Genomic DNA, 25484 nt, shown 5'->3' on the forward strand with positions numbered 1-25484 from the left:
GTGATACGTGCCGACAAAAAAGCGAGCGGCCGGTCCGCTGGGACCGGCCGCTCGCCGTCTGGGGTGAGTGATGGGACTTGAACCCACGACATCCAGGACCACAACCTGGCGCTCTGCCAGCTGAGCTACACCCACCATGTCCGCCGTTCGAGGCGTACGAAGAAAGTGTAGCGGTATTTGGGAGTCCTCCGCGCCCTCGATACCGCTCGCCCTCCGCGTCAGGACGTCAGGACCCGGAGACGGTCTCCGCGACCTCGCGGGCGGTGGCGGAGTCGGGGCCGGGCTGCGGCACGAAGACCGCGGCGCGGTAGTAGCGCAACTCCCGGATGCTCTCGGTGATGTCGGCCAGCGCGCGGTGCCCGCCCTGCTTCTCGGGGGAGGCGAAGTAGACCCGGGGATACCAGCGGCGGGCCAGCTCCTTGATCGACGACACGTCGACCATCCGGTAGTGCAGGAACGCGTCCACCAGCGGCATGTCCCTGGCGATGAACGCGCGGTCGGTCGCGATGGAGTTGCCGCACAGCGGCGCCTTCTTGGCCTCGGGCACGTGGGAGCGGATGTAGTCGAGCACGACGGCCTCGGCCTCCGCCAGGGTCACCCCCGTCGCGAGCGCCCGCAGTAGCCCCGAGGCCGTGTGCATCTCCCGCACGACCTCGGACATCTGCTCCAGCGTCTCGGCGGGGGGCTTGATGACGACGTCCACGCCCTCATCCAGCTGGTTCAGCTCGCTGTCGGTGACGATACAGGCCACCTCGATGAGCGCGTCACGGCCGAGGTCGAGCCCGGTCATCTCACAGTCGATCCAGACCAGCGGGTCAGTCATGGCTCAAGAGTAATGCTGAAGGGTAATGGGGACGTCACTGAGATTGCAGAGAGTCCTCCACGCGCTTGATTACCGACTGGTCCAGGTTGTCCGGAACCGAGACGTACAGCATCGCGGGACGGGCGTTCTGGCCGCGGTCAACGAGGATGATCGCGCCCTTCTCCTTCTTCCACTTCAGGTTGTTGGCCTCGGAGACCTTGGTGAAGTCCATCTCGAACTCGATGACCCAGCCCTGCTTGCCGCTCACGGTCAGCGCCTCGTTACGCAGGAGCTTGCGCTCGTGCTGGATGCCGTAGAAGACAGGGTCGTAGGCGAGCAGCAGCATCTGGGACAGTTGCTCGAAGCTCTGCGCGCCGTTGTAGGGGAAGATCTGGGGCACCTCGGCGGTGTAGACGCTGCCCACCCAGCCGTTGCCCTTGCCGTCGTAGTTCGCCTGGGACGTCGCCTGGCAGCCGCTCGTCCACAGCGGCATCCTCTGGTCGGCCGGGTTGTTGACGTCCTTCGACTCCGGCACCTGCCACTTGTCGCCCGGGTAGGCGTACGACAGGCCGGTCACCGGGTCCTGGATGCGGTCACCGGACGGCTGAGGGAGCTGGGGCAGCGGCGGGGTGGACTGCTGCGGTTCCTGCTCGGGTGGCACGGTCTGGTCAAGCTGCGGGGCCGTCGCGGTGGTGTCCGGCCGGGCGACGGTCACGCCGGCGCGATCGCGCAGGACGATGACCGCGCCGCCGATGACCAGCGCGAGCACGACCACCGCCGCGATGCCGCCCACGATCCACGGCCAGACCGGCGCCGTACGCGGCGGCGCGCCGAACTCGGGCATCGGAAGCTGCGCCGTCTGGTTCGGAGGTCCCCACTGGGGCTGCGTCCACTGAGGAGCCTGCTGAGGAGGCTGCTGCGGGGCCTGCTGCGGGGCCTGCTGCGGAGCCTCGGGCGGCGCCCCGGCCTCCTGCCCGGGAGCGTGGGTGGCGTCGGTCCACTGGGTGCCGTCCCACCAACGGAGGAGAGGGGAGCCGTACGGGTCCGGATACCAGCCGGCGGGGGTCGTCGTCATGCGCGCCACACTAATGAAATCAGCATTTGTAGGTGAAACTTGCCTTGTCCTGAATCGGCTTCCCCGTCGTCGTGGGGGACAGGACACGGAGCGTGGCCGTGCCCTTGAACGATCCGGATCCGGTCACCTTCCAGTGCAGGGGGAGGTCCACCGACGTGTCACCCGAGGAGATCCGCTGCTCCTGCTCCAGCGGCTCGCGGTCGTCGCTGCGGATCCAGAGGTAGCGGATCGTCCCGGCCTCGCCGTTGGTCGTGACGACGCCCACGAAATCGGCCCTGCCGTCGCAGCGCACCGTCTTCTTGGGCGCCTTGACGTCGACGTCGCTCACCGCGAGCGGCGCGCCGGGCGTCTGGCGCAGCCACAGGATCACCGCCGCGATCAGGATCGCCAGCAGCAACGTCCCCGCCCACGCCGTCGTACGCTTCCGGCGCCGCCGGGGAGCCGCAACGCCGGTCTGAGTTGCCGTGATGGCGGCGGAGGTCTGCCCGGACCGCCAGATCTGCGCCGCCGTGGTCTCGGTCGGGACCCCGGGCCCGAACCGCATCATCACGTCGCCTGGGCCGTCCGCCGCATTCGGCAGGTCGAGCAGGGTCATCGCCTCCCCGCCTGAAGAGCCGGCCGCCGCGCCGGCGGGGAGTTCGGGGGGCGCGGGCGCGTGGAAGTCGTGTGCCGCCTGGGCCAGCCGTTCCCTGCCCAAGCCGGGGAACGCGTCGCGCTCGGCGAGCAGGGTGTCCCGCGCGGCGGCCAGCCCATGGGCCGCGGCGGCGGACGCGCGCCGCAGCGCCGCCGCGGCGTATCCCTGGGCGCAGTTCGCGGCCAGCGCGCCGGCGAGCGCGGCCCAGGCCGCGACGTCCTGCTCCGCGGACGCGTGCTCACCCCGCAGCGCCCGCAGCAGGCCGCGCTCGGCCAGCAGCACCGAGCCGTCCTCCCCGATCACGACCGTCCCGGCGTGCAGCGCGCCGTGAGTCAGCCCGGCGGCGTGCACGGCGAGCAGCGCCTGCGCGGTTTCCAGGAGAACGGTCGCCGCGCCGCCCGCGTCCAGCCGGCCGGCGGCCATCAGGTCGGCGACGGCCGGTGTCGCCCGTGTGGTGATCAGCCAGACCTCGTCACGCGCGGCCACCAGGTCGACCACGGGCAGCAGTCCGATCGGCCCGCCTCCCTGGAGACGCACGTCGGCGCCGACCGCCGCGACGAGCCGTTCGCGTGCCTGGGCCGTGGCGACGGCCGGGGGATCGAACCGCAGCACACCGGACGGCCGCCCGTCGGGGGAGACGGTGTCCGCCCAGGTGCCGACCTCGCTGGGCCGGGTGCGGCCGGTGAGCCGGTGCCCCGCGACCGTCACGCCTTCTCGCATCTACCGCCGCCTTCGGTGCCGTCCGCGCCTGCGTCCCATGGCCAGTGTGGCGGGAACGAGGCCGGTCGTCACCAGGGCGGCGGCGAGCCCGCCCGTCGGAGCCTCCGGCGAAGAACCGGGCGAGAGCGTCAGCGTGGGACGGTCATCAGGCGTGCTGGGCTGGGGTGAAGGCTGCGTCGAGGGCTGGGATGAAGGCTGGGTGGAGGGCTGCGTCGAGGGCCGGGTGGAAGGCTGCGTCGTAGGCCTGCTGGTCTGGGTGGGACTGGGCCGCGAGGTCGTCTGCGGGTTGTCGCGCGGGTCCACGGTGATCGAGTCGTCCGAGGGCGCGGGCTTGGGCGAAGGCCTCGGATTCGGGGTGCGCCTGATGGTCGGCGTGGGCTTCGGCTTCGCGCTCGGTGAGGGGCTGGGGTTGTTGGTCGCCCGGTCGGTCGCGGTGGGCCGCACGGTCGGTGTCGGCGAGGCGCTCGGCTCGGGGCTGGTGGCCGCCGGGGTGGGGGTGGTCTCCTCCGGCTCCTCGGTGGGGTCGTCGCCGGAGTCGTCATCGTCCTCGATCTCGATGGACGAGGGATCGACCGCGGGCGGGCTCGACGTCTCGATCGTCGTCCCGGCCTGCAGGGTCGTGCCGCTCACGGTCTGGACCAGCGCCACCGTTCCGCCCGCGATCACGACCATCCCGGCCAGGGTCAGGCCGATCTTCATGCGGGTCTGGCTCAATAGCCCGCCGAGCCTCGTCTCGGCCAGCGTGGTGCCGGTCTCGGGGGCCTTCTCCTTCAGCGGGAAGAACGGCACGAGCAGCCCGGCGAGCGCCGCGAGCCTGCGCCGTCCACGCTCCTCCCAGGCCGGGCCGTACGCGCCGGCGGCGACGGTCTCGAGCTCCCGCACGAACTCCTCGGCCGACGCGAACCGGTCCTCCGGCCGCTTGGCCATGCCGCGCTCCACGAGGTCGCGCAGCGGGGGCGGCACCTCGTCGACCGGAGGAGGGGTCGCCTGGTGCTGGCGGGCCAGCGCGGCCATGTTCTGCGCCCGGAACGGCCGGCCGCCGGTGAGGCACTCGAAGAAGACGACGGTGGCGGCGTAGACGTCGCTCGCCGGTCCGGCCTTACCGCCCGACCACTGCTCCGGGGCCATGTACGGCGGCGTCCCGGCCGCCCTGACCCCCTCGCCGGACTGCGCCGCGATGCCGAAGTCGACGAGCTTGCTGGCGCCGTCGGCCTCGACCATGACGTTCTCGGGCTTGTAGTCGCGGTGGACGACGCCGATGGAGTGCGCCGCGGCCAGGCCGAGCAGCGAGCCCTTGAGTACGGTGAGCGCGGCCTCGGGACCGGTCGGGCCCTCCGAGCGGAGCATCGCGCGCAGCGAGACGCCGTCGATGAGCTCCATGACGATGGCGGCGCCGCGCGCGGTCTCGACGTACTCGTAGAAGCGCGCCGCGTGGGGGTTGGGGTCCATGGCGGCGAGCAGGCGGGCCTCGTGCCGGAACCGGGCGACGAAGTGGAGGTCCGACATCATCTCGTCGGACAGGTACTTGATCGCCACAGAGATGCCGTCGGCGTCGTGCCGCGCGAGCATCACTCGCCCGGCGCCCCCCGTGCCGAGTTCACGAATCTCCGTATAGCCGGGGACGCGCCAGGCGCCCGTCTGGCCGTGCATAACGGTCTGTCTCCTCATCGCCTGGGGCCCCCGCCAAATGACGAGACCGTAGCTTAGTGACGGACCGCCCAATGCGCTGAGAAGTCATGACTTAGTCAGTCGCTTCTGTCAGGAGTGATGGCCCCGGTCCCTGACGTGCGGGGGGACCGGGACGCCGGACGCGAGGCGCGGGTCGGGCTCGGGAGCGCCCCACGACACGGTGAGCGGCAGCACGCCGGCCCAGACGGGCAGGTCGTAGTCCTCCTCGTCGTCCTTCGGCGGTCCCTGCCGGACCTTCACCGACGCCTCCTCCAGGGACAGGGCGACCACGGCCGTGGCGGCCATCTCCTTGCGGTCCGGCAGGCGTACGACGTCCCACTGCCCGGGGGCGAGCTGCTCGGTGATGGCCCGCAGGCCGGCGAGCCGTTCCTCAGGGTCGTCCACCATTCGGGCGAGGCCGTAGACCATGGCGGACCGGTAGTTCACGGAGTGGTGGAACGCGGAGCGCGCCAGCACGATGCCGTCGAGGTGGGTCACGGTGACGCAGACCGGGTCGGCGAGCGCGGCCCGCAGCGAGGTCGCTCCGGTGGAGCCGTGCAGGTAGAGGGTGTCGCCGATCCGCCCGTAGCCGGTGGGGATCACCATCGGGGACCCGCCGGCCAGCACGCCGAGATGACAGATGAGACCGGCGTCCAGGATCGCGTACAGGTCGGCGCGGTCGGTGCGGGCGCGGTCTTTCGAGCGGTTAAGGGTGGTACGGGCGGTTGCGGAGAGCATGTCCGGTACGTTAGGGCGAAGTGGACCGGTGGAACATGTCCACTTGAGGCCCATACGGGGAGACCACTTTGTCCTTGACCATCGATCTGCCGCTGGTGGTGGACCGCGAGTCCCCGGTGCCGCTCGCCGTTCAGGTTGCCGGCCAGCTGCGGGAGGCCATGCGCACCGGCCGGCTCAGGGCGGGGGAGCGGCTGCCGTCCACGCGGGGCCTCGCCGCCCTGCTGGGGGTCAGCAGGACCGTCGCGACCGACGCGTACCAGCAGTTGTACGCCGAGGGGTGGCTGGACGGGCGGCACGGCTCGGGCACCTACGTGGCCGACGAGACCCTGCCTGACGAGACCGTGCTGCCTGACGAAACCGCGCAGGAGCTCGCCGCCCCCGCCCGAGGGGCCGTACGCCGCGAGCAGGCACCTCCGGGGGTGGTGGACCTGCGGCCGGGGCGGCCGTGGGTGCTCGGGTACGACACGGTGGCCTGGCGGCGGGCCTGGCGCTCGGCCGGCGAGCTTGCGCTGAACGCGTTCCCCGACCCCTACGGCCATCCGGATCTGCGCGAACTGCTGGCCGAACACCTGCGCAGGGCCAGGGCCGTCCCGGTGGGCGCCGGGAACGTCATGGTCACCAGGGGCACCGGCAACGGTCTCGACCTGATCGCCGCCACGCTGCTCGGGCCGGGGACCCGGGCCGGGGTGGAGGAGCCCGGCTGGCGGGCCGCCCGGCGGATCTTCGCGTCCCGGGGCGCGGAGGTCGTGCCCTGCCCCGTGGACGAGCAGGGCGTGATCGTCGAGGCGCTCCCCGACGACCTGCGGGTGCTCTACACCACGCCCGCGCACCAGTTCCCGGTCGGCGGCAGGCTGCCGATCCCGCGCAGGGAGAAGCTGCTCGCCTGGGCGCGCAGGACCGGCGCGATCGTCGTCGAGGACGACTACGACGCCGAGTTCCGCTACGACGTCGCGCCGCTGCCCGCGCTCTACGGGCTCGACCCCGGCCGGGTGGTGCTGCTCGGCACGCTGTCGAAGTCGCTCGGTCCCGACGTCGGGCTCGGCTGGCTGGTCGCCCCGGCGGAGCTGCTCGACGCCGTCGCCGAGCGCCGGACGCACCTCGCCGACCGCACGTCGGGGCCGGTCCAGCGGGCCGTGGCGACCCTGCTGGAACGCGGCGACCTCGACCGGCACCTGCGCAGGATGCGCCTGGAGTACGCCCGCCGGAGGGCGGCCATCGTCGAGGCGCTCGGGCCGTACGTGCGAGGCGACACGGCCGGGCTCCACGTCATGGTCACCCTGCCCGCCGGCGTGGTCCCCGGCCTCGTACGGCGGGCCGGGGAACGCGGCGTGCTCCTGGACACGACCGAACCCCACCACCACGGGCCGCCTCGGGTGCACGGCCTCGTGCTGGGCTACGGCTCGGCCTCCCGGGCCGACGTGCGGCGCGGGTGCGCGGTGATCCGGGAGCTCATACCTCCTGAAGAAGCCTGAGCTCGCGTCCGGGCAGGGGGACCTCCAGGTTGAGCGCCTCCTCGCCGATGATGCGGGCGATGTCGATCGATCCCGGGTCGCCCTCCCTGGTGCCGGGCACCTGGGAGTGGCCGAAGTGGCCGCCTCGCGCCCACAGCCGTTTGCTGCGCTCGGCGGCCAGGGAATGTGGATAGGGCAGCGGGGGCCCGGCCGGCCAGCGGCGCGGCACCTCCCAGGAGTCGAGCCAGGCCAGGATGTCGTCCAGGCCGTCGAGCTTGGTGTCGGTGAACGGTTCCCTCGCCGAGCCGATGACTTGGATCTGCACGCAGATCCGTCCGTTCCTGCCGCGATCGGCAGCGAGCCCGCCGCCCGCCCGGGTGGGCGGGAGCAGCTGGACGATCTCCCCGGTCACCGGATTCCACACCAGGTGGGAGGGCCGGTGGAGCTGGATCAGCCGCTGGGCGACGGACCTGGCCGAGACCCCTTGGGGGTCTGCGGGCCAGATGAACCAGACGGTCCTCGGGGCTCCTCCGAGCATTGCTCCGGAGTCCCCGGGGGAGGGAAGTCGGCTTGCGCCGGGCAGCCATGCTTGGGCCACAATGCCCCCTCAAATCCTCGGTCGCGTCGTTTTTCCCCTTTCAAACTTCCGCTGACACCTCGCGAATCCTGATTGTTACTGGCGGGTGCCAATCTTCCAACGAGCGTGTAACAAGTGGTGTCTCTGGGACGGATGCGTCAGGCAGAGGGGGTGCCGGCGGCTTCGCCGGCCGGAGGCGGGCCGTCGCCGGACTCGCCCGGAGGCTCGGTCGTGGGGCGGGTCGTGGGGCGGGTCGTGGGGCCGGTGGTGGTGTCGGGGGTCGGGTCGGGCACCGGGTCGGCGTCGCCGTTCCCCTCCTGGCCGTCCCAGGCCATCCGGCACGAGGGCCGGCCGGCCGAGGACTCGAAGGTCACCACGCCCTTGCCCGGGACGCCGGGATCGACGACGGCGAGCGTGACCCGGCCGCTCGCTCCCGCGCGGAGCCTCCCGTGCCGGGGCGAGACCGCGATCCCGCCCGAGGTGACGGCCGTCCACTCGATCACGGCGTTGCGCGCGGCCAGCGTGATCGACGCGCCCGCGGCCCGGCCCAGGTCTCCGGGGCACAGCGCCGTCAGCGCCGCCTTGGGCGCGCGTGCCGTACGGGTGGGAGACGGCCGCGACCGCCCCGAGGGTGCGGTGGTGTGGGGCGGGGCGGTCGCGGCCGATTGGGGGGAACCGTCAGGTGTGGGTGTCTCATCTCCTGATGCGGCGGGTGTCGCCGTGGGAAGGTCGCTCTCCTCCGGGCCCAGCACAGGGTCTTCGGCGGCAGGGTCTCCGGGCGCCACCGTCGGAGGTACGCGTATCGCCTCGAGCCGCTCGGCCGGAGCCTGCCCGGAGACCAGCGCGAGCCCGCCGGCCGCGCCGAACACGCAGACGGCGGCGAGCATGACGGGGGCGGCCCGCAGCGGGCGGGAGCGGGCCCGCCCGCGCCCTTGCCGCCCGCGCCCTGTCCGCCTGCCGGTGGTCGCGGGGAAACCGCGCCGGTCGAGCTCGGCGGTGGCGTTGGCGGCGGCGCCGTCGCGCCGGTCGGCGTGGAGCGCGGACTCGATCACCCGGCGGCGCAGCGACAGCGGCGGGAAGGCGACGGGGATCATGTCGAGCAGCCGCTCGGCCGACACGTGCCTGCCCCGGCCCTCGCGGCAGATCTCACAGGCCGCGATGTGCCTGCTCAACCGCTTGCGTACGGAAGGACCGAGGGGGCCGTCCTGCCAGGCCGCGCCCACGCCGTGGTCGACCAGAGCCGACAGCTCCGGGCAGTGGGCCCGGCCGACCCTGGCCAGCACCAGGGCCGCGGCGGCGTTCTCCAGGTGGTCGCGGGCCCGGGTGAGCCGCGCCGACACCTGCCGGGAGGCGAGCCCGAGGACCGACCCGATCTCGGCCGTCGTCAGGCCGTGCCGTAGGGCGAGTTCGAGCACCTCGCGCTCGTGGTCGCCGAGTTCTCCCAGCGCCTCCCGCACCAGCGCGGCGAGCGGGGGGTCCGCGGACTCCTCCACCGCGATGACGGACCCGAGGACGGGCCCGGTGACGGGCGCCGTGGCGTCCTTCCCCCTTCGCGTAGCGCACTGGAACCGGGTCAGCGCGTACAGCCACGCCCGCATCCGGGCCGGCTCCTTCAGCCGGTCGGCGCAGCAGGACGCGGCGACGAGCGCGTCGTGCACCGCCCGTGCCGCCGCGTCGAGGTCGCGCACCAGCGCGTACGCGTAGTCGCTCAGCCGGTCGGCGTAGGCGTCGTACAGCGCGGCCGGGGCCTGGGCGTCGGCGCCGCGCCGCAGCGCCTCCAGCAGTCGGTGGTCGTCGGCTCGCCCGACGCCGGGCCATTCGGGCAACGAACATTCCTCCCCGTGTGACGGAACCTGGTCTTGCCGGTCCCCACACGAGTGGGACGCCGTCCCCTCTGGCCTCGTTTACGGATCACACGGTCATTCCCAACCGGCATGACCTGCGGAAACAGATGCTGGAGCGACTAGTGTTACTGAAGTCTGCGAGCGATGCCCTTGAGGAAGATGTTGCGGATCTCCATGACCGTCTGCGGGAAGTAGGCGGCGCCGCCGGTCGCCTTGGCGATCGCCATCGTCTGCGCCCGTTCCTCGTCCTTGACCGTCTTGAAGGAGATGATGAGCACGCTCACCGGCCTCTTGGGGTCGTAGGCCTGCTTCAGCTTCCGGACGATCTCGGTGTCGGAGATGCCGCCGTTCGGGTCGTCGTTGACGCCGTCGGTGAACAGCAGGATCGTGTTGACCTTGTCGGGCGCGTACTCCTTGGTCATCTTCTGGTAGGCGGCCCAGAGCGAGTCGTTCAGCCCGGTGTTGCCGTTCGGAGTGGGCGTGAGCTGCCGCAGTTGCCGGCTGATCAGGTCGCGCCGGGTCACGCCGTTGGTCTGCTGAGCCAGAGGGCCGATCTGCACGACCGGCTTCCAGTCGACGCCCTCACCGCGCAGGTTGTCGGAGAACACCCACACGCCGATCTCGGTCTTGTCCGGGAACAGCTTGAGGCCCTCGATGCCGATTTCCGAAATGGCCCGCATGCGGGTGAGCCCGTCGGTGTCGGTGGGCTCCGCCATGCTGCCGGAGACGTCGATGAGGGCGAGCAGCCTGGTGCCGAGCTTGATCTGGTGCCACGCCTGCGAGAGGCGGGTGACGGTCGCGGCGTCCGGCAGCGGGATCGCGGACGGCTTCTTGGCGCTCACGCCGTTGTCGGGCTTCAGCAGGCTGCCGCCCTTGCCGTCGGGCGTGCGGAAGCCGAAGTCCTGCACGGTCTTCCTGCCGTTGGGCGAGGTCACCTCGGTCGCCAGGGCCTGGGCGGCCTTGCGCGTCGTGGCGTCCTTCGCCGTGACGATGATCGGGTAGTCGAGGCTGACCGTGCCCTCGGCCGGGTAGAGCGCCACCGTCGGGTTCGAGGGGGTCGTCGTCGTGTTGTACGACCACACGGCCTGCTCGGAGGTCACGCCCACGGGGATGCGTGCCGCGGCCTTGGTCAGCGTGGCGAACATGCTGTCGGGGGTCGACACGGTGGACTCCGACAACTGGCGGAGCACGCCCACGAGCGTCTCCTCGCTGCCGCCTCCCTGCTTGAGCACGGCGGACCCGGCCAGCAGCGCGCCGAGGCCGGCGGCGTTCTGCGTGGGGTCGAGCGTGAGCACGCGCACCTTCCGCGCCAGGCCGTCGGGGTTGCCGGCGTTCGCCGCGCTCATCAGGCCGGTCCAGCTCGGGCTGAAGGCCGACTGGAGCTTGTCCGCGCCGGTCCTGGACGCGGCCAGCACGACGGGGGTGCTCGCGGCGTTCCCCGCGGGCTCGGGCGCGTTCTTGACACCGCTCAGCCACAGGCTGGAGTCGGGGATCCACAGGTCGGGGTCCAGCTTGCCGCTGGTGGGACCGGTGCCCGCCATCGCGTTGGCGACGTCGGCCGGATCGGCGGCCTTCACCGTGACGGCGACGCACTTGCCGTCGACGGCCCTGCCCGACTTGCCGAACCTGGTGGCGATCTTCTGGACGGCCGGCTGGATGTCGGGCGAGGCGACGACAGAGAGCTTGACCTTCTCGCCGGCGCAGCCCGGGCTCTTGTTCACCACCACGTACGCGGCGACGCCGAGGAGCACGGCCAGGGCGACCGCTCCGGCCAGCGGGACGAACACCGTCCCCCGCCCGGCGCGCCGCCGCGGCGGCGGGGGCTCGTACTGGGGGTCGAAGCCGCCATCGAGTTCGTCTGTGCGGTGTCGTCCGCCCACGGTGCTCTCTCCGGTGTCGACTGGCCGTAACAGGTTTACGGAACGATACTGGCAAAAGGCACAACTTGCGCCTGGTGTGCGGAGGTAGTTCGCGCAGGCCGTACCCTTGCCCCGTGGTCATCCCGGTCGAGGACGCCGCTGATCCGCGCCTGTCGGACTACGTGCGGCTGCGCGACGTCGATCTGCGCAAGAGCGTCGAGAGCGAGCGCGGGCTGTTCGTCGCCGAGGGCGAGAAGGTCATCAGACGGGCGATCGGCGCGGGTCATCCGGTGCGCTCGGTGCTGACCACCGCCAAGTGGCTCGACGCGCTGGCCGACATCGTCGGGGGAGCCACCGTCTATGTGGTCTCCGACCAGGTGATGGAGGGGATCACCGGCTTCCAGGTGCACCGGGGCGCGCTCGCCGCGATGGAGCGCACCCCGCTTCCCTCCGTCGGCGAACTCCTCACGGGCGCGGGGCCGCGGATCCTGGTCCTGGAGGACCTGGTCGACCACGGCAACGTGGGGGCGATCTTCCGCTGCGCGGCGGCGCTCGGCGTCGGCGCGATCGTGCTGTCGCCGCGCTGCGCCGACCCCCTCTACCGCAGGGCCGTCAAGGTGTCGATGGGGGCGGTGTTCGCGATCCCGTACGCCCGGATGACCGACTGGCACGGCGGCCTGGCGGAGATCAGGGCGGCCGGGTTCCGCCTGCTGGCGCTCACGCCGGACCAGTCGGCCGTGCCGCTGGACAAGGCCCCGTTGTCCGGCCGGGTCGCGCTGATGCTCGGCTCGGAGGGCGACGGGCTGTCGTCCCACTGGCTGCACGAGGCCGACCAGCCCGTCTGCATCCCGATGAGCTCACGGGCGATGGACCTCGGCGTCGACTCCCTGAACGTGGTGGCCGCCGCGGCCGTCGCCTGCCACGGCCTGCTCAGGGGAGCGTGATCCCGGCCCCCTCCGCGGCCCCTTCTCCGACTCCTCCGGTGGCGCCCTCGGAAGCGGCCCCCTCAGAGACCCAGTCGAGCAGCCTGCGGGCCGTGGCGAACCTCGCCTTGTCGCTGCGCTCGCCCAGCACGACGCCCACGTACGTGCGCCCGCCCCGGACGGCGGCGAACGACAGGCAGTAGCCGGCCTGGTTGGTGAAGCCGGTCTTCAGCCCCACCGCGCCGTCGTCCAGCAGGTCGTTGGTGTTGCGCCACACGTGCGCCCGGTGGAGTGCCGACTTCCCGACCACCCGCTTGGGCGTCTGGGCGATGGACGCGATCACGGGGTCGCGCAGCGCCGCCATGGCCAGCGTCGCCTGGTCGCGGGCGGTGGAGTATCCCTTCGAGGGCAGCCCGTCGGGGTTGGCGTAGCGGGTGTCGCGCAGGCCGAGAGCCCGCGCCGCGCCGTTCATCTTGACGACGAACTTCGCCGTCCCCGGGCCGTACCGCTCGGCCAGGGCGTGGGCGGCGTCCGCTCCCGAGGGGAGCATGAGCCCGTAGAGCAGGTCACGCACCGTGATCCGCTCGCCCGCCCGCAGGCCCGCCGTCGTGGCCCCGCCGGCCGTCGCGTGCCGTACGTCGGCCTTGGTGATGGTCACCACGTCGTCGAGCCGGGCCTGTCGCCGGACCACGTAGGCGGTCATGACCTTGGTCAGGCTCGCGACCGGCACCCGGCGCGTCTCGCGCTTGGCGAACTGGACCGTTCCCTCCGTGGTGTCCACCAGGTAGGCCTCCCGGGCCGTGACCGGCGGAGCCTGCGTGGTCTTGGTGGGCGCGGCCTGAGTGGTATGTGCGGCCTGCGCGGGCGCGGCGGCGGCCCCTGCCGTGACGAGCGCGGCGGCCAGCGCGATGAGTACCCCGTTACGCATCCCGACATGATCGCACGGCTTCGGGTGCGGCGGGCGCGTCCCCGTTCCGGCCCCTCTTCCGGCGGCGCCGTACGAGGAGGGCGACGGCCAGGGCCACGACGGCGACCGCGGCGGCGGCCAGCGCGGGGGACCTGGCCGCCAGCGACAGCCAGGCCCACAGGAGCGAGTAGAGGCCGAAGGAGGTCACCGGCACCCAGGTCAGGCAGCCGAGCGCGCTGGCCACCACATACCAGCGGTAGTCGATCCGCAGCGCCCCCGCGACCCACGGCAGCGTGTGCCGCAGGCCCGGCACCCAGAAGCAGCCGTACACGGCGAGCGCGCCCCACCGGCGCACCACGTTCTCCACGCGCTCGATCCGCTGCCGGCCGATCCTGCGGCCCATCCTCGAGCGGTAGAGCGCCTCGCCGAGCCTGCGGCCGACCCAGTAGTACACCTGGAACGCGCCGAACAGAGCGACCGCGCCGACCGCGACGACCAGCCACAGAGGGAGGCCGAACACGGAGGCGGCCGTAGGGTCAGGGATCCGCACGTGCTCTCACCGCCGGTCATGGGGGCAGTCATTAAGGCAAGCCTCACCTTAGCGCCCCGGATCGCACCGATTGCACGCGAATGTCAACCGGTGATCAATCCGCCCTTTGTACACCTAAGAGGACGAGAGGCGACGGGTTCGCGATGCGACAGCGGCCTTCGCGAACTCTGCCACCCCTGCTCACTCACCTGTTCTCGAGCGCCTCCCGGGCCTCGGCGACCCAGCGGGGCACCCCCACCCGCTCGGCCACGGCCAGCGCCTTCTCGTAGTGGTCGCGGGCCGGCAGGCCGAGCCGTGCGGCGAGGTCGCCGAGCGTCTTCGCCACCGGCCACAGGGCGACCACGCCGGTGCCGGCCCCGGCGATGCGGTCGCGGAACGGCGCCAGCTTCTCGTACGCCTCCCGCATCCGGCCCTCGTCGTCGAGCAGCATCCCGGCGAGCGCCCGCCAGATGAGGGCGAGCTCGTAGAGGAAGTCGGTGCGGACCGGCTCCCGGCTCGCGGCCACCACCCGGGCGTCCCTGACGTGGCCGGCCGAGGCGAGCGCCACCGCGTAGGCGTCGAGCGTCCACTTCGCGCCGCGCTGGTGGGCCTCGCCCAGCGGCTCGGCCATCTCGGCGGCCCGCCCGTCCACCAGGTGCAGGCAGAACGTGGCGATCAGCGGCAGGTCCTGGCGGCCTTCGAGCATGCCGGCCCGCGCGGTCAGCCGCGCCGCGTTCCGGTAGGCCCGCTCGGCCCCCGCGTAGTCACCGGTGATCATCAGTCGCTGCCCCGCGTACCACGCGCCGACGGCCGCCGGGGCGGGCAGGGCGTACTGCCGTCCGAGGCGTTCGGCCTGCGCGAGGTGCGCGTCGGCCTCGGTGAAGTCGCCGCGGGCCGCCGCGCACTCCAGCAGCACGAGGTGCGCCAGCGTCTGCACCGCGATCTGGCCCGACTCCGCCCCGACCCGCAGCAGCTCACGGCCGATGGTCTCGCGCTCGTCGACCTGCGTCAGCGTGTACGACTGCCGCAGCCGCCCGCTCAGCGCCATCGCCAGCAGCGCGGGGTCGCCGCTCGACCTGGCCAGCTCCTCGGCCTCAAGCGACGCCTGGTAGCCGCGCTCGGTGGCCGATCCCTCCAGCTCCAGGGCCAGCGTCGCGAGCAGGCTGGCCCGCAGCGACTGCTCGCCCTCCGGCAGCTCGACCAGTGCCTTCTCGGTGACGTCGACGATCTCCCAGGCCGTGCGCGTGAAGTCGCGGGCGATGCCCTTGTGCGGCACGGCGAGCGCCGCCGCGACCCGGGCGGTCAGCTCCAGGTCGCCGAGCGGCAGTGCGACCGACATCGCCTCACCCCGGTGCGCGCGGGCGGCGGTCATGTCCCCGCACAGCGCCAGCGCCCTGATCATCCGCAGCTGAAGCTCCAGCCGGTCGCGTACCGATCCACGGCCCGCGTGGGCGTGAGCACGATCGAAGGCGGCGATGGCCTGCTGCCAGAGCGTGGCGGCCTCCCGATGGGCGAACCTGCGCTCGGCCTGCTCGGCCGCCAGGCCGGCGTACCGTACGGCTTTCGCGGCGGTCTCCACCGTGCCCGCCGCGTCGTAGTGGTGGGCCAGCGCGGCCACGTCGTTCGGGCTGCGCTGCTCGATCACGGAGGCGACCGCGGCGTGCAGGCGCGAGCGGCGCAGCCGGGAGGCGTCCGAGTAGATCGTGTCCCTGACCAGGTCGTGGTCGAACCTGAGCAGGCCGGGGCCCGGCTCGGTCACCAGCCCGGCGAGCAGCGCCGCCTCGACCGCGTCCACCACGGCGTCCTCGTCGCCGGACACGTCGACCAGGACGTCCACGTCCACGTCGCGGCCGATCACTGCGGCCTGCAGCAACACCTGCTGGGCCCGCTCGGGCAGCCGGGCGATCCGCCGCCGCAACACGTCGCGCACGCCCGAGGGCACCTCGGAGATGTCGGCCTCGGCCTCGAACAGCCGGGCCGTCTCCTTGACGAAGAACGGGTTGCCCCCGGCTCGCTCGACGATCGTGCTGACGACCTCTTCGTCCACCTCGCGCACGCAGGTCGCCCGGACGAGCTCCGCCACCGCGGCGTCGTCGAGGCCGCCGAGCCCCACGCGTACGGGGTCGAGCCGGGCCAGCGCGGCCAGCACGTCCTGCTGCTGGTCGTTCAGCTCGCCGTCGCGGCAGGTCACCACGACGAGCACGCGGCTGGCCGCGAGCAGGCTGGGCAGCGCGCGCAGCAGCGCCAGCGTCTGGTCGTCGGCCCAGTGCAGGTCCTCCAGGAGGATCAGCAGCGGGGCCTCGCGCGCCACGGCCGACAGGTAGCCGCCGACGGCCCGGTGCAGTCGGAAGCCGCCCGACGCCTCGTCGTCGGCGCTGTCGGGGGCGGCGTCGTCGAGCAGCGGCGCCAGCAGTGCGGCGTACTCGCCCGCGCCCCTTCGGGCGACAAGGGCGCGCAGCACCTCGACCCAGGCCCAGCCGGGCGGGGTCGCCGTGCTGTCGGGGCAGCCCCCGGTCGCCCCTATCCAGCCGTCGCCCTCCAGCCGCTCGAACAGCCGCCGCACCAGCGTCGTCTTCCCCGCGCCGGGATTTCCGCTGACCACGGTGACGGTGAACCGGCCCGCCTGGGCGCGCGGCGCGGCGGCGGCGAGCGCGGCCAGTTCGGCGTCGCGGCCGACGAACGGCTCGGGTTCCAGAGGCGGGGCGTCGCCGGTGGCGAGCGGCCGGGGCGGCCAGGTCGCGGTGATCTCAGGGGGCCGCCGGGGCGCGGGGAGCACGAGGTCGAGCCCGGGGTCCTGGGCCAGGATGTCCGACTCCAGCTTCCGCAGCGCCGGGCCGGGATCGATGCCCAGCTCGTCGGACAGGATCGTGCGGGCCCGCCGCAGCGCGGCGAGCGCGTCGCCCTGCCGGCCGCACCGGTACAGCCCGAGCGCCAGCAGCCGCCAGCCCTCCTCGCGCAGGGCGTGCACGGTCGTCAGCGCCTCCAGGTCGGGCACGGTCTCGGCGTGCAGGCCCATCCGCAGCCCGGCGTCGGCGTGCCGCTCCCTGGCCACCAGGCGCAGCTCGCTCAGCCGCGCCACCTCCGCCTCCGCCCAGGGCTGGTCGGCGAAGTCCGAGTAGGGCGTGCCCTGCCACAGCGCGAGCGCCGAATCCAGCCGCGCCCGGGCGGCCTGTGGGCTCTCCTCCAGCCGCTCCCCGGCCGAGCGGACCATGGCCTCGAAGCGGAGCGCGTCCACCTGTTCCGGGGCGGCGCGCAGGGCGTACCCCGACGCGACGGTCACGAGCAGGCGGTTGGGCCCGCCGCGCGGGCGGTTCGGCTCCAGCACGCGGCGCAGCCGGGAGATGTAGACCTGTAACCCCGACTGGGCGCCCTTGGCGGTGTCGTCGTCCCACAGGTCGAACAGCAGGGTGTCCACGGGAACGACCTGGCCGCGCGCCACGAGCAGGCGGGCCAGCACCGCGCGCTGCCGCAGCCCGCCGAGGTCGAGCTCGTCGGTGCCGTCGTGCGCCCCCACCGGTCCGAGGACCCGGAACGTCACCGGGCTCGTCGGGGGGCTCATCGGGCGCTCCTCCGCTGTCGTGCGTCGTGCCTGCCGGCCGCCGCTGGTCGTCGTATCTCAGGCGTCACCGTATGCGCGCCCTCGAAGGGGCACAAGGCATTCACCAACCCGGACACCCTCACCTTCTCGCCCCGCGAGTTTAGGAGATCAGCAGGGTGACCCGCAGTTGATCAGCGGACGCGGGTGCGGTGCGGGGAGGCGGCGGAGCCCGCCTCGGCGGTCGCGGCGCGGGTCTCCCGCCTGCGCAGCAGGGCCCAGCCGCCGAGCGCGAGCCCGCCCCACGGGATCTCGATGGTGTAGGTCCAGAAGCCGAACAGCACGGCGGCCGCGGTGGCCCCGCCGGCGGGCTGGCCGAACGCCCCGATCAGCAGCGCGGCGACACCGCCCTCCATGATCCCCGCTCCGCTGGGCGTGACGAGGGCGGTGGTGAGGACGCGGCTGAGCGCGAAGACGGCGACGGTCTCGGCCGGTCCCGGGTACGAGTCGGTGGCGACCAGGCAGGCGGCCATGATCAGGCACTGCAGGACGAGGAAGGCGACCATCCCGAGCGACAGGCCCGCCCACCGGCTGTGGATGATGTCGGCCGTGTCCCTGCGCAGCCGTTCGATCGCCGACGACGCCGCGTGCTCCGCGGGGCGGAACCGCCGGGGCGCGAGCCGTACGATCCCGTCGAGGACGCGGCCGAGGACGGCGGCGGCGCGGTCCCAGTAGAGCGCCGTGGCGACGACGGCGACGAGGACGAGGATCGAGACGGCCCCGACCCAGCCCGCGTTGGCGACCGTGGGATTGGTGGCCTTGCCCGCGATCAGCAGGCACAGGATCCCCACGGCGGGCAGGATGAACCGGAACAGCGAGTTCCAGATGCCGGTGACCAGCGTGTAGACGACGATCGGCCGGTTGGAGAAGCCCCAGCCGCGGGTCATGCCGAACGTCAGGGCCACGCCCGCCGCCCCGCCGAACGGCAGCAGGTTGCTGACCGCGCTTCCCGCCGCGTTGAGCGTGAGCGCCTGCATGTGCGTGAGGCCGGGCAGCGCGGAGGTCATCACGAACGTGTACGCCCACAGGCTCGCCAGCCACAGGACGGTCATCAGCGCGATCATGCGCCACCCGAGACCGCCGAACTGGTGGCCGATCTCGGTCCAGCTCACGGTGGCGCCGGTCAGCGTGTGCACGATCTCCGGGAGATAGAGCACCAGCGCCGCGGCCAGCCCGAGCGACACCACAGACAGCGCGATCTGCAGCCACTTCCTGTTCACCCGCGTATGCCCCCAGTCCGGTGTCGGTCCCCTCCAGTCTGCCGGGCCGCGGGGGCGGCTGAATCCTCCTGACGGAGGATGGCGCCCCTTAGGGGGTGGCCTGCGGGCTACCGTCGAACGGATGCCGCAGGCGGGTGCCGCGGGGCAGGCCGCGGCGTACGTACCACTCGGTGCCGAAGACGAAGCGGTAGGCGAATCCGGGGATCTTCAGCATCGCGCCCAGCGTTCGGTCGCCGTCGCCGCCGGTGGCCTGACTGGCGTGGGCCGCCATCGCCGCCCGCTTGGCCTTGGCGTACTTGCGCACGTTGACCCGATGGGTGATCGCGTCGCGGGGCGAGTAGGCCCGCTCGAAGCTCCGCACGTCGATCGCCGGGTAGAACCGGGAGGCCAGCCGTACGCCCTTGAGCAGCAGGTCGCGGTCGACCGTCGCCTCCAGCACGATGGGAGTCCCGGCGATCTCGGCGGCCCGGCCGCCGACCCGGTAGACCTGCACGTGGTCGGGGTGGCCGTAGCCGCCGGCCGGGTCGTAGATCGTGAGCAGGTCGGCCGTCTCCTCCTTGAGCACCGAGGCCAGCCGCTGCGCCGCCTCCTCGATGTCGGCGTCGATGAACGCGTTGTCCGGCCGGTCGTCGGCCACGCCGCCGTCGATCGCCAGGCCGGAGTCGCCGTAGCCGAGCAGCACGACCCGGGCGCAGCCCAGGGCCGCGGCCGAGCGGTGCAGCTCGTCCATGCGGGCTCTGCCCAGCTCCTCGCCGTGGGGGAGGTCGGCGAGGCCGCGCTCGCCGGCCGTCGCGACGACGAGCACCACGCGGTGCCCCTCGTTGGCCAGCATGGCCATGGTCCCGGCGGTCAGCAGCGCCTCGTCGTCGGGATGGGCGTGGAAGAACACCGCCGTCCTCATCGCGCCCCACGGAACGTCGTCATCGCGTGCTCCACTCGTCAGCGCCCTCGCGGCTGCCCTCGCGGCTGCCATCGCGGCCAGTTCAGCCCATGATCCCACGTGGCCCAGGTCGGGAGACGCCGCCCTCCCTGTGAGCAGTCTGAACAGGCGTGCGGTTTGATGGGCGTGGCGCGCTCTGCCACGCTGGCCCGGTGAGGATTCTTCACGTCAGCGACTGCTATCTGCCGCGGCTCGGGGGGATCGAGGTGCAGGTCGCCGACCTTGTCAGGGCTCAGCGCGACGCGGGCCACACGGTCGAGGTGGTGACGGCGACGCCGGGGGAGCGGCTGCCCGGGGTGCACCGCGTGGTCGCCAACCTCCCATTCGACCTGCCGGTCCATCCGCGCGGCACGGCCCACCTGTTCCGGATCATGACGAGCGGACGGTTCGACGTGGTGCACGTCCACACGGGGGCGGTCTCGCCGTTCGCGTGGATGGGAGTGCAGGCGGCGGTCCGGGCCGGGCTGCCGGTGGTCGCGACCGTCCACAGCATGTGGGATCCGGTCACCCGGGGGGTTTACCGGGCGCTGCAGGCGGCCTTCGAGTGGCGGCGCTGGGGCCTGGTCCTCACCGCCGTCAGCGAGGCCGCCGCGCGCCCCATCCGCGCCGTCGCCGGGCCGCGCGTGCCGGTGCAGGTGGTGTCGAACGGCCTGGACGTGACCTCGTGGCGGCCAGAGGCCGGCTCCGTACGGGACGCCGGGGACGGGCCGGTGGACGACGTCGTTCACGTGGTGGCGGTCGGCAGGCTGGCGCCGCGCAAGCAGCCGTTGCGGCTGCTCAAGCTGCTGGAGACGGCGCGCAACCGGGTGCCGAGGGACATCGCGATGCGCGCGACGATCGTGGGCGACGGCCCGGCCCGCGGGCGCATGGAGCGCTACCTGCGGGCGCGCCGGATGGGCTGGGTGTCCCTGCCGGGCAGGTACAGCCGGGAGCAGATCAAGGACCTGCTGGCCGCGGCCGACGTGTTCGTGGCCCCGGCCCCGCGCGAGTCGTTCGGTCTGGCCGCGCTGGAGGCCCGCGCGGCAGGCGTGCCGGTGGTCGCGCGGGCGCAGAGCGGCGTGGCCGACTTCGTCAGGCCGGGCAAGGAGGGCCTGCTGGGCCGCACGTTCGACGACCTCGTCGCCTCGGTCGTACGGCTGACCCGCGACTCCGCCCTGCGTCAGTCGATCGCCGAGCACAACCGGGAGACGGAGCCGGTCCGGTGCTCCTGGCCCGCCGTGCTGGAGGGCTTCGCCCGCTGCTACGAGCTGGCCAGGGGGTAGGTCGCGCCTGACAAATCAAGCCCTGCTACGCGTGGCCCAGGCGGCGCCTCGCTGCGTTCTCGTCGTCGCCATAGCTCCGCTATGGCCTCCTCCTCGGCCTTGCGATGCATCCATCTGGATCCCCGCTCGCGACGGGCAGCATTTGTCAGACACTCCCGATCCGGGCCACCGGGGTCTAGTAGGGGAGGACCCTTCCCGAGGGGGTGCGCAGGTCGACCGGGGCGGGAGTTCTCGGTGGCCGCGGTCGCGGCACGATCTGCACCTTCTTCATCGGGGCCCTCCTTTCGGCGGTGTCCGTCAGCTGGTGCCGTCATGATTCCCATGAATTGGCCAGGATTATCCTCCGCGCGTCAGTTCTTGTTCTTGTAACGTGCGCCCCTGCGTCACCCGCGTGTCAGAGACGGCCGCGGGGACTACTCGCAGGCGGCGGTCGTGTCCGTGCCCGGGCCGCCGTGGCGCCGGGCGGGCCATCAAGATCTATCTGATAAGCGCGGCGTGCTCGATTTGGCCCCGTTTAGCGAGCGCCCTCTCGATGTGCTGCTCCATGGTCCGCGCGCGTTCGTGATCTCCCTGCCGCGCGCTGGCGGCGGCGAGATTACGGACCACCCGGAGTACGGCCCCCGCGACTTCCTGCAGATGCGTTTCCCGGCGCCAGGTATCGCTGAGCGGATCGAGGCCGAGCACATTCAGCATGGCCCGGACCGACCGGCATTTCCCGGCCGCCCGTTCGCGATCTCCGGACGCCAGTGCGGCGTTGCCTTCGGTCACCGCGCCGTGGACTGCCGCGAGGGCCTGCGGCACGTTGAGGTCGTTGTCCATGGCCTCGCTGAACTGCGGGGGAAGGGGCGCGGCGGCGTCCGAGGCCACCCGCAGCACGAACCTCTCGACACGCCGGTAGGCCGCCGCGGCCTCGTCCAGGGAGCCGAGGCTGAATTCCACCGGCGACCGGTAATGGGCCGCCGCGAGGTAATAGCGGAGTTCGGCCGGCCGTACGCGGTCGAGCAGGGCCGGGACGGCCAGTGGGTTGCGGGGGTGTTTGCGTATCTTCTCGCCCCGGTGCGTCACCGGCCCGTTGTGCAGCCAGAATCGTGCGAAGGAATCCCCGGCGGCCCGCGACTGAGCCATCTCGTTCTCGTGGTGCGGAAATATGAGATTGGCCCCGCCGCCGTGGATGTCGAATTCCGCGCCCAGATATCTGCGGGCCATCGCGGAACATTCCAGATGCCACCCCGGGCGCCCCTCGCCCCAGGGTGAGTTCCACACCGGCTCGCCGGATTTGGCGTTCTTCCACAGCGCGAAATCGCGCGGATCACGTTTTCCGTGCTCGTTCTCCTCGGCCGCCCGCAGGTGTCTGGCGTGCTGGCGGGAAAGGGACCCGTAATGCGGGTAGGAGCCGACCGAGAAATAGACGTCGCCGTCGGACTCGTAGGCGTGCCCGGACGCGACGAGCTGCTCCACTATCTCGATCATCTCTGGGATGTGTCCCGTCGCCCGCGGCTCCACGCTGGGCGGAAGGCATCCCAGGGCGGTGTACGTACGGACGAAGGCGCGGTGGACGGGATCGGTGATCCGCCACCAGGGAACCCCCTCGGAAATGGCCCTGTGAATTATTTTGTCCTCGATGTCGGTGACGTTCCGGCAGAGCAGGACCTCGTATCCGCTGCTTTTCAGCCAGCGGTGCAGGATGTCGAAAGTCACCTGCGACCTGAGCTGTCCCACATGCGGCGGAACGACGACGGTGGGACCGCAGAGATAAATCGACACCATTCCAGGAATTCGGGGGACGAAATCGCGGACCGCGCGGCCATGCGTATCGTAAAGGCGAAGACCCACCTAGCCGAGGGTAAGCGACTTATCCGCTCGCTGTCGATAGCGCGGGGCAACCGGGCCCCGCACACCGGGAAATGGCGATTGTGAGGCCGGGGAATAAGGACGATCCGCCCGCTGGTTGGCGCAGGCATGGAGCCGACGAAACGGGGCCGCGTCCGGGTGGAGACGACGGCCAAGCGCGTGCGTGTCTACGTCGAGGGCCGGACGGTGGCCGACACCGCCCGGGCCCTGCTGGTCTGGGAGGTCCCCTACTACCCGACGTACTACTTCCCGGCGGACGACGTCCGCGCGGAGGAGCTGAAGGCCACCGGAGAGACGCGGCACTCGCCCAGCAGGGGCGACGCGGCGGTCCACGACGTGGCCGGCCGGGCGGGCGCCGCCCTCGTGTACGGGGACGACGCTCCGCTGGAGCAGATCCGGGGCCACGTCCGCTTCGACTGGAACGCGATGGACAACTGGTTCGAGGAGGACGAGGAGGTCTTCGTCCACGCCCGCGACCCGTACACGCGGGTGGACATCCTGGCCAGTTCGCGTCACGTCCGCGTGGAGGTGGGCGGCGTGACCGTCGCGGACTCGCGCAGCCCGCGCATCCTGTTCGAGACCGGCCTGCCGCCGCGCTACTACCTGCCCAAGACCGACGTGCGGCTGGATCTGCTGCGCCCGTCCGAGACCGTGACGCACTGCCCCTACAAGGGGCGCGCGGTGTACTGGTCGGTCGGCGAGGACGAGTCCGGCAAGGACCTCGTCTGGTCGTATCCCACGCCGCTTCCGGAGTCCCAGAAGATCGCCGGGCTGGTCGCCTTCTACGACGAGAAGGTGGACGTGTACGTCGACGACGTCCTCCAGGACCGCCCGAAATCCAAGTTCGCCTGACCCCGCCGGGCCGATCAGCGGCGGATGACGTGGAGGACGCTGGCGATGCGCTCGGCGGCGGTGACCACGTCGGAGGCGTGCCCGATCCGGCCGGCCCAGGACAGCCAGTACCACCACTCGCCGTCGCTGGCGTTGGACGCCAGCACGTCCTCGGCCATCGTGGGCTCCATCGGATTGATGACGCGCAGACGTGGATAGAGGCCCGCCGGCGCCGTCAGGCGTACCTGGAAGGAGTGGGCCTCCAGCTGGGCGGCGAGCCGCTCCAGGTGGTCCATCGCCTCGCTGCGGTCTACCGTCGTCATCGTCGCCTCCGGGGAACGTCAGGACCTATCACCGGAAAGGGTGAACCCGCAACGACCCACCGGCAATCGTGCGGATTCCCCGAAACCGTGCAATAACCAGGGAACTCACCCGGATTCCGTGGAACACGCGCGGGTTCGCGAACACGAAGGCATAACAGTCCCGGGGGGTTGTGTGCCTCCCCGTTTACCGTGGGGAAACAACCGTAAACGGGGACCGCTTCACCAATGGAGGGCGTGCACATGGCCCGCGGAGAGCACTCACCCGCTTGCGCGCGTCGCTGGCGCGAACAGGCACAGGTGCGGCAGTGGACGCTCTGGCAGACCGTCCAGGCCATCCACGGGTGCTGCGGCGTCAGTCTGCTGAAGGCCCACCGGCTCGGCCGCGGATGGTCGGCCCGGCAGGCGATCGAGGAGCTGGAGCACCTGTGCGAGCAGCAGAACCTCGGCCACCCGCGGGCGAGCATCGACCTGCTGAACGCCTGGGAGAACAACCGGGCCCGCCCGCGCCCCCAGACCATCGACCTGCTGGCCCGGCTCTACCGGGCCAACGCCGTACGGCTCGGCCTGGCCGCCGACTACTGCGAGGACCCGGGCGGGCAGAAGATCGTCGTGGTGGGGCCGGGCCAGACCGGTGAGCAGGCCCGGGCCGAGGACCCGGCCGCCGACGACGCGGAGCGGCGGGCGCTGTTCCACCAGGCGATGCTGATGGGCACGCCGAGCGGCCGGTTCTTCGCGGAGGTCGAGGGCCTGCGCCACGACCTCGACCGCACGCTGGCCGCGGGCACCGTGAACGAGGACCAGCTCGACCGGCTGGACGAGCAGGTGCTGCGCTACCGCAGGGAGTACATGACGACCCCGCCGACGCCGATGCTCTCCCGGGTCATGCTGGAGATCTCCGACGTGCGTCGGCTGAGCGCCGTCCGCCAGCCGTCGTCGGTGCAGCGCCGCCTGCTCACCGCGACCACGATGCTCACCCTGCTCGCCGCCGACGCGCTGATGAAGCTGGGCGACACCCGCCAGGCCCACGCCTGGTACGGCACCGCCCGCGCCGCCTCCGACGACGTGGGCGACCTGCGGCTGCGGGCGCTCGTGCGGGCCCAGCAGACCATGCTCCTCTACTACTACGGCGACCTGAACGAGACGGTGCGGCTGGCCCGCGAGGCGCGGATGCTGGCCGGCGCGGCCCCCAGCTCGCCGGCGGCGCTGGCGGCGGCGGCCGAGGCCCGCGCGCTGGCCAGGATGGGGGACGGCAAGGCCGCCAGGATCGCGCTCGCCGAGGCGGAACAGATCTTCGCCCGCATGCGCGGCATCAGCCAGGACGACCTGGCCTTCGTCTTCACGGAAAAGCGGATGAAGTTCTACCGCACCGGCACGCTGATCGAGCTGGGGGACGCCCATCAGGTGCAGGGCATCGACGGGTTCCCCCCGGGCTTCCAGACCATCGACCCGGCGTTGATCCTGCTCGACCAGGCGAGCCACCTGGCCAGGCACGGCGACCACGAGGAGGCCTGCAGGATCGCCGCGGACGCGCTGCGGCAGGTGCCCGCCGAGCACCGCACCTCGATCGTCGTCACCCGGGCCAGGGCCCTGCTGGCGGACGCCGACCCCGCGCTGCCCGCTGTACGGCGCCTGCGGCGGGTGCTGTCGGAGTCGTCGCCCACGCTCGCCCTCAGCGGGCTGTTCCCCGCCGCGGACCTCCCCGCGGCCGAGAACGCCGAGAACGCCTGAAACCGCC

General features: G+C 72.3%; 20 protein-coding genes and 1 tRNA gene. 5 read left to right on the forward strand and 16 right to left on the reverse strand.

Annotated features, from left to right (window positions below; translation table 11 throughout):
* Nucleotides 1-59: 59 nt before the first annotated feature.
* The 6 genes from ACQEVJ_RS08400 to ACQEVJ_RS08425 form a co-directional block, all read right to left on the reverse strand.
* Nucleotides 60-135 (reverse strand) — tRNA-His (locus tag ACQEVJ_RS08400).
* A 91-nt stretch (nucleotides 136-226) separates the two neighbouring features.
* Complete coding sequence (gene orn / locus ACQEVJ_RS08405; RefSeq protein ID WP_433098859.1) at nucleotides 227-823, reverse strand: oligoribonuclease; 597 nt, start codon at nucleotides 821-823, stop codon at nucleotides 227-229.
* 34 nt (nucleotides 824-857) lie between these two features.
* On the reverse strand, nucleotides 858-1877 hold the full coding sequence (locus ACQEVJ_RS08410) for a DUF2510 domain-containing protein (protein WP_433098861.1): 1020 nt from the start codon (nucleotides 1875-1877) through the stop codon (nucleotides 858-860).
* A 19-nt stretch (nucleotides 1878-1896) separates the two neighbouring features.
* The gene (locus ACQEVJ_RS08415; protein WP_433098863.1) at nucleotides 1897-3231 is read right to left on the reverse strand and encodes a hypothetical protein; all 1335 of its coding nucleotides are present in this window, start codon (nucleotides 3229-3231) and stop codon (nucleotides 1897-1899) included.
* Nucleotides 3232-4881 (reverse strand): protein kinase domain-containing protein, encoded by a 1650-nt coding sequence (locus ACQEVJ_RS08420; protein ID WP_433098865.1) that lies wholly within the window; start codon nucleotides 4879-4881, stop codon nucleotides 3232-3234.
* Between the two features lie 108 nt (nucleotides 4882-4989).
* The gene (locus ACQEVJ_RS08425; protein WP_433098867.1) at nucleotides 4990-5637 is read right to left on the reverse strand and encodes a pyridoxamine 5'-phosphate oxidase family protein; all 648 of its coding nucleotides are present in this window, start codon (nucleotides 5635-5637) and stop codon (nucleotides 4990-4992) included.
* A gap of 74 nt (nucleotides 5638-5711) precedes the next feature.
* Between ACQEVJ_RS08425 and ACQEVJ_RS08430 the strand changes: the two genes are divergently transcribed.
* The gene (locus ACQEVJ_RS08430; protein WP_433098869.1) at nucleotides 5712-7109 is read left to right on the forward strand and encodes a PLP-dependent aminotransferase family protein; all 1398 of its coding nucleotides are present in this window, start codon (nucleotides 5712-5714) and stop codon (nucleotides 7107-7109) included.
* Here the strand turns inward: ACQEVJ_RS08430 and ACQEVJ_RS08435 are convergent.
* From ACQEVJ_RS08435 to ACQEVJ_RS08445, 3 genes are all read right to left on the reverse strand, one after another.
* On the reverse strand, nucleotides 7087-7626 hold the full coding sequence (locus tag ACQEVJ_RS08435) for a hypothetical protein (RefSeq protein WP_433098871.1): 540 nt from the start codon (nucleotides 7624-7626) through the stop codon (nucleotides 7087-7089). The genes ACQEVJ_RS08430 and ACQEVJ_RS08435 overlap by 23 nt on opposite strands.
* 197 nt (nucleotides 7627-7823) lie before the next feature.
* Nucleotides 7824-9491: a sigma factor-like helix-turn-helix DNA-binding protein gene (locus tag ACQEVJ_RS08440; protein ID WP_433098873.1), complete on the reverse strand. Its 1668-nt coding sequence runs from the start codon at nucleotides 9489-9491 to the stop codon at nucleotides 7824-7826.
* Nucleotides 9492-9634: 143 nt separating this feature from the next.
* Complete coding sequence (locus ACQEVJ_RS08445; RefSeq protein ID WP_433098875.1) at nucleotides 9635-11389, reverse strand: substrate-binding and VWA domain-containing protein; 1755 nt, start codon at nucleotides 11387-11389, stop codon at nucleotides 9635-9637.
* 113 nt (nucleotides 11390-11502) lie between these two features.
* On the opposite strand from ACQEVJ_RS08445, the gene ACQEVJ_RS08450 reads away from it, so the two are divergent.
* Nucleotides 11503-12312, forward strand: coding sequence for a TrmH family RNA methyltransferase (locus tag ACQEVJ_RS08450; protein WP_433098876.1), 810 nt, complete (start codon nucleotides 11503-11505; stop codon nucleotides 12310-12312).
* On the opposite strand, the gene ACQEVJ_RS08455 is transcribed toward ACQEVJ_RS08450, so the two are convergent.
* The 5 genes from ACQEVJ_RS08455 to ACQEVJ_RS08475 all read right to left on the reverse strand — a co-directional run bounded on the left by ACQEVJ_RS08455 (nucleotide 12299) and on the right by ACQEVJ_RS08475 (nucleotide 19443).
* The gene (locus ACQEVJ_RS08455) at nucleotides 12299-13219 is read right to left on the reverse strand and encodes a D-alanyl-D-alanine carboxypeptidase family protein (protein ID WP_433098878.1); all 921 of its coding nucleotides are present in this window, start codon (nucleotides 13217-13219) and stop codon (nucleotides 12299-12301) included. The genes ACQEVJ_RS08450 and ACQEVJ_RS08455 overlap by 14 nt on opposite strands.
* Nucleotides 13212-13748, reverse strand: a complete 537-nt coding sequence (locus tag ACQEVJ_RS08460; RefSeq protein ID WP_433098880.1) for a DedA family protein — start codon at nucleotides 13746-13748, stop codon at nucleotides 13212-13214. Before ACQEVJ_RS08460 ends, ACQEVJ_RS08455 begins: the two co-directional genes overlap by 8 nt.
* Nucleotides 13749-13932: 184 nt before the next feature.
* Complete coding sequence (locus ACQEVJ_RS08465) at nucleotides 13933-17286, reverse strand: BTAD domain-containing putative transcriptional regulator (RefSeq protein ID WP_433098882.1); 3354 nt, start codon at nucleotides 17284-17286, stop codon at nucleotides 13933-13935.
* A gap of 170 nt (nucleotides 17287-17456) precedes the next feature.
* Complete coding sequence (locus ACQEVJ_RS08470) at nucleotides 17457-18542, reverse strand: lysylphosphatidylglycerol synthase domain-containing protein (protein ID WP_433098884.1); 1086 nt, start codon at nucleotides 18540-18542, stop codon at nucleotides 17457-17459.
* An 88-nt stretch (nucleotides 18543-18630) separates the two neighbouring features.
* Nucleotides 18631-19443, reverse strand: a complete 813-nt coding sequence (locus tag ACQEVJ_RS08475) for a PIG-L deacetylase family protein (protein WP_433098886.1) — start codon at nucleotides 19441-19443, stop codon at nucleotides 18631-18633.
* 191 nt (nucleotides 19444-19634) lie between these two features.
* On the opposite strand from ACQEVJ_RS08475, the gene ACQEVJ_RS08480 reads away from it, so the two are divergent.
* A complete protein-coding gene (locus ACQEVJ_RS08480) occupies nucleotides 19635-20744 on the forward strand; it encodes a glycosyltransferase family 4 protein (RefSeq protein ID WP_433098888.1) in 1110 nt (369 codons plus the stop codon).
* A 477-nt stretch (nucleotides 20745-21221) separates the two neighbouring features.
* Here the strand turns inward: ACQEVJ_RS08480 and cysS are convergent, their stop codons facing one another.
* Complete coding sequence (cysS, locus tag ACQEVJ_RS08485; protein ID WP_433098890.1) at nucleotides 21222-22577, reverse strand: cysteine--tRNA ligase; 1356 nt, start codon at nucleotides 22575-22577, stop codon at nucleotides 21222-21224.
* A 126-nt stretch (nucleotides 22578-22703) separates the two neighbouring features.
* On the opposite strand from cysS, the gene ACQEVJ_RS08490 reads away from it, so the two are divergent.
* Entirely contained in the window at nucleotides 22704-23447 is a 744-nt protein-coding gene (locus ACQEVJ_RS08490) for a DUF427 domain-containing protein (protein ID WP_433098892.1), read from the forward strand.
* Between the two features lie 14 nt (nucleotides 23448-23461).
* On the opposite strand, the gene ACQEVJ_RS08495 is transcribed toward ACQEVJ_RS08490, so the two are convergent.
* Nucleotides 23462-23749, reverse strand: coding sequence for a hypothetical protein (locus ACQEVJ_RS08495; protein ID WP_079315904.1), 288 nt, complete (start codon nucleotides 23747-23749; stop codon nucleotides 23462-23464).
* A gap of 240 nt (nucleotides 23750-23989) precedes the next feature.
* On the opposite strand from ACQEVJ_RS08495, the gene ACQEVJ_RS08500 reads away from it, so the two are divergent.
* Entirely contained in the window at nucleotides 23990-25477 is a 1488-nt protein-coding gene (locus tag ACQEVJ_RS08500; RefSeq protein WP_433098894.1) for a helix-turn-helix domain-containing protein, read from the forward strand.
* Nucleotides 25478-25484 lie beyond the last annotated feature (7 nt).

The sequence above is a fragment of the Microbispora sp. CA-102843 genome, from assembly GCF_050936215.1.
Taxonomy (GTDB): domain Bacteria; phylum Actinomycetota; class Actinomycetes; order Streptosporangiales; family Streptosporangiaceae; genus Microbispora.

Coding starts and splice junctions, on each gene's coding strand:
- orn (WP_433098859.1), bottom strand. CDS start 823: ATGACTGACCCGCTGGTCTGGATCGACTGTGAGATGACCGGGCTCGAC.
- ACQEVJ_RS08410 (WP_433098861.1), bottom strand. CDS start 1,877: ATGACGACGACCCCCGCCGGCTGGTATCCGGACCCGTACGGCTCCCCT.
- ACQEVJ_RS08415 (WP_433098863.1), bottom strand. CDS start 3,231: ATGCGAGAAGGCGTGACGGTCGCGGGGCACCGGCTCACCGGCCGCACC.
- ACQEVJ_RS08420 (WP_433098865.1), bottom strand. CDS start 4,881: ATGCACGGCCAGACGGGCGCCTGGCGCGTCCCCGGCTATACGGAGATT.
- ACQEVJ_RS08425 (WP_433098867.1), bottom strand. CDS start 5,637: ATGCTCTCCGCAACCGCCCGTACCACCCTTAACCGCTCGAAAGACCGC.
- ACQEVJ_RS08435 (WP_433098871.1), bottom strand. CDS start 7,626: ATGCTCGGAGGAGCCCCGAGGACCGTCTGGTTCATCTGGCCCGCAGAC.
- ACQEVJ_RS08455 (WP_433098878.1), bottom strand. CDS start 13,219: ATGCGTAACGGGGTACTCATCGCGCTGGCCGCCGCGCTCGTCACGGCA.
- ACQEVJ_RS08465 (WP_433098882.1), bottom strand. CDS start 17,286: ATGAGCCCCCCGACGAGCCCGGTGACGTTCCGGGTCCTCGGACCGGTG.
- ACQEVJ_RS08475 (WP_433098886.1), bottom strand. CDS start 19,443: ATGAGGACGGCGGTGTTCTTCCACGCCCATCCCGACGACGAGGCGCTG.
- ACQEVJ_RS08490 (WP_433098892.1), top strand. CDS start 22,704: ATGGAGCCGACGAAACGGGGCCGCGTCCGGGTGGAGACGACGGCCAAG.
- ACQEVJ_RS08495 (WP_079315904.1), bottom strand. CDS start 23,749: ATGACGACGGTAGACCGCAGCGAGGCGATGGACCACCTGGAGCGGCTC.
- ACQEVJ_RS08500 (WP_433098894.1), top strand. CDS start 23,990: ATGGCCCGCGGAGAGCACTCACCCGCTTGCGCGCGTCGCTGGCGCGAA.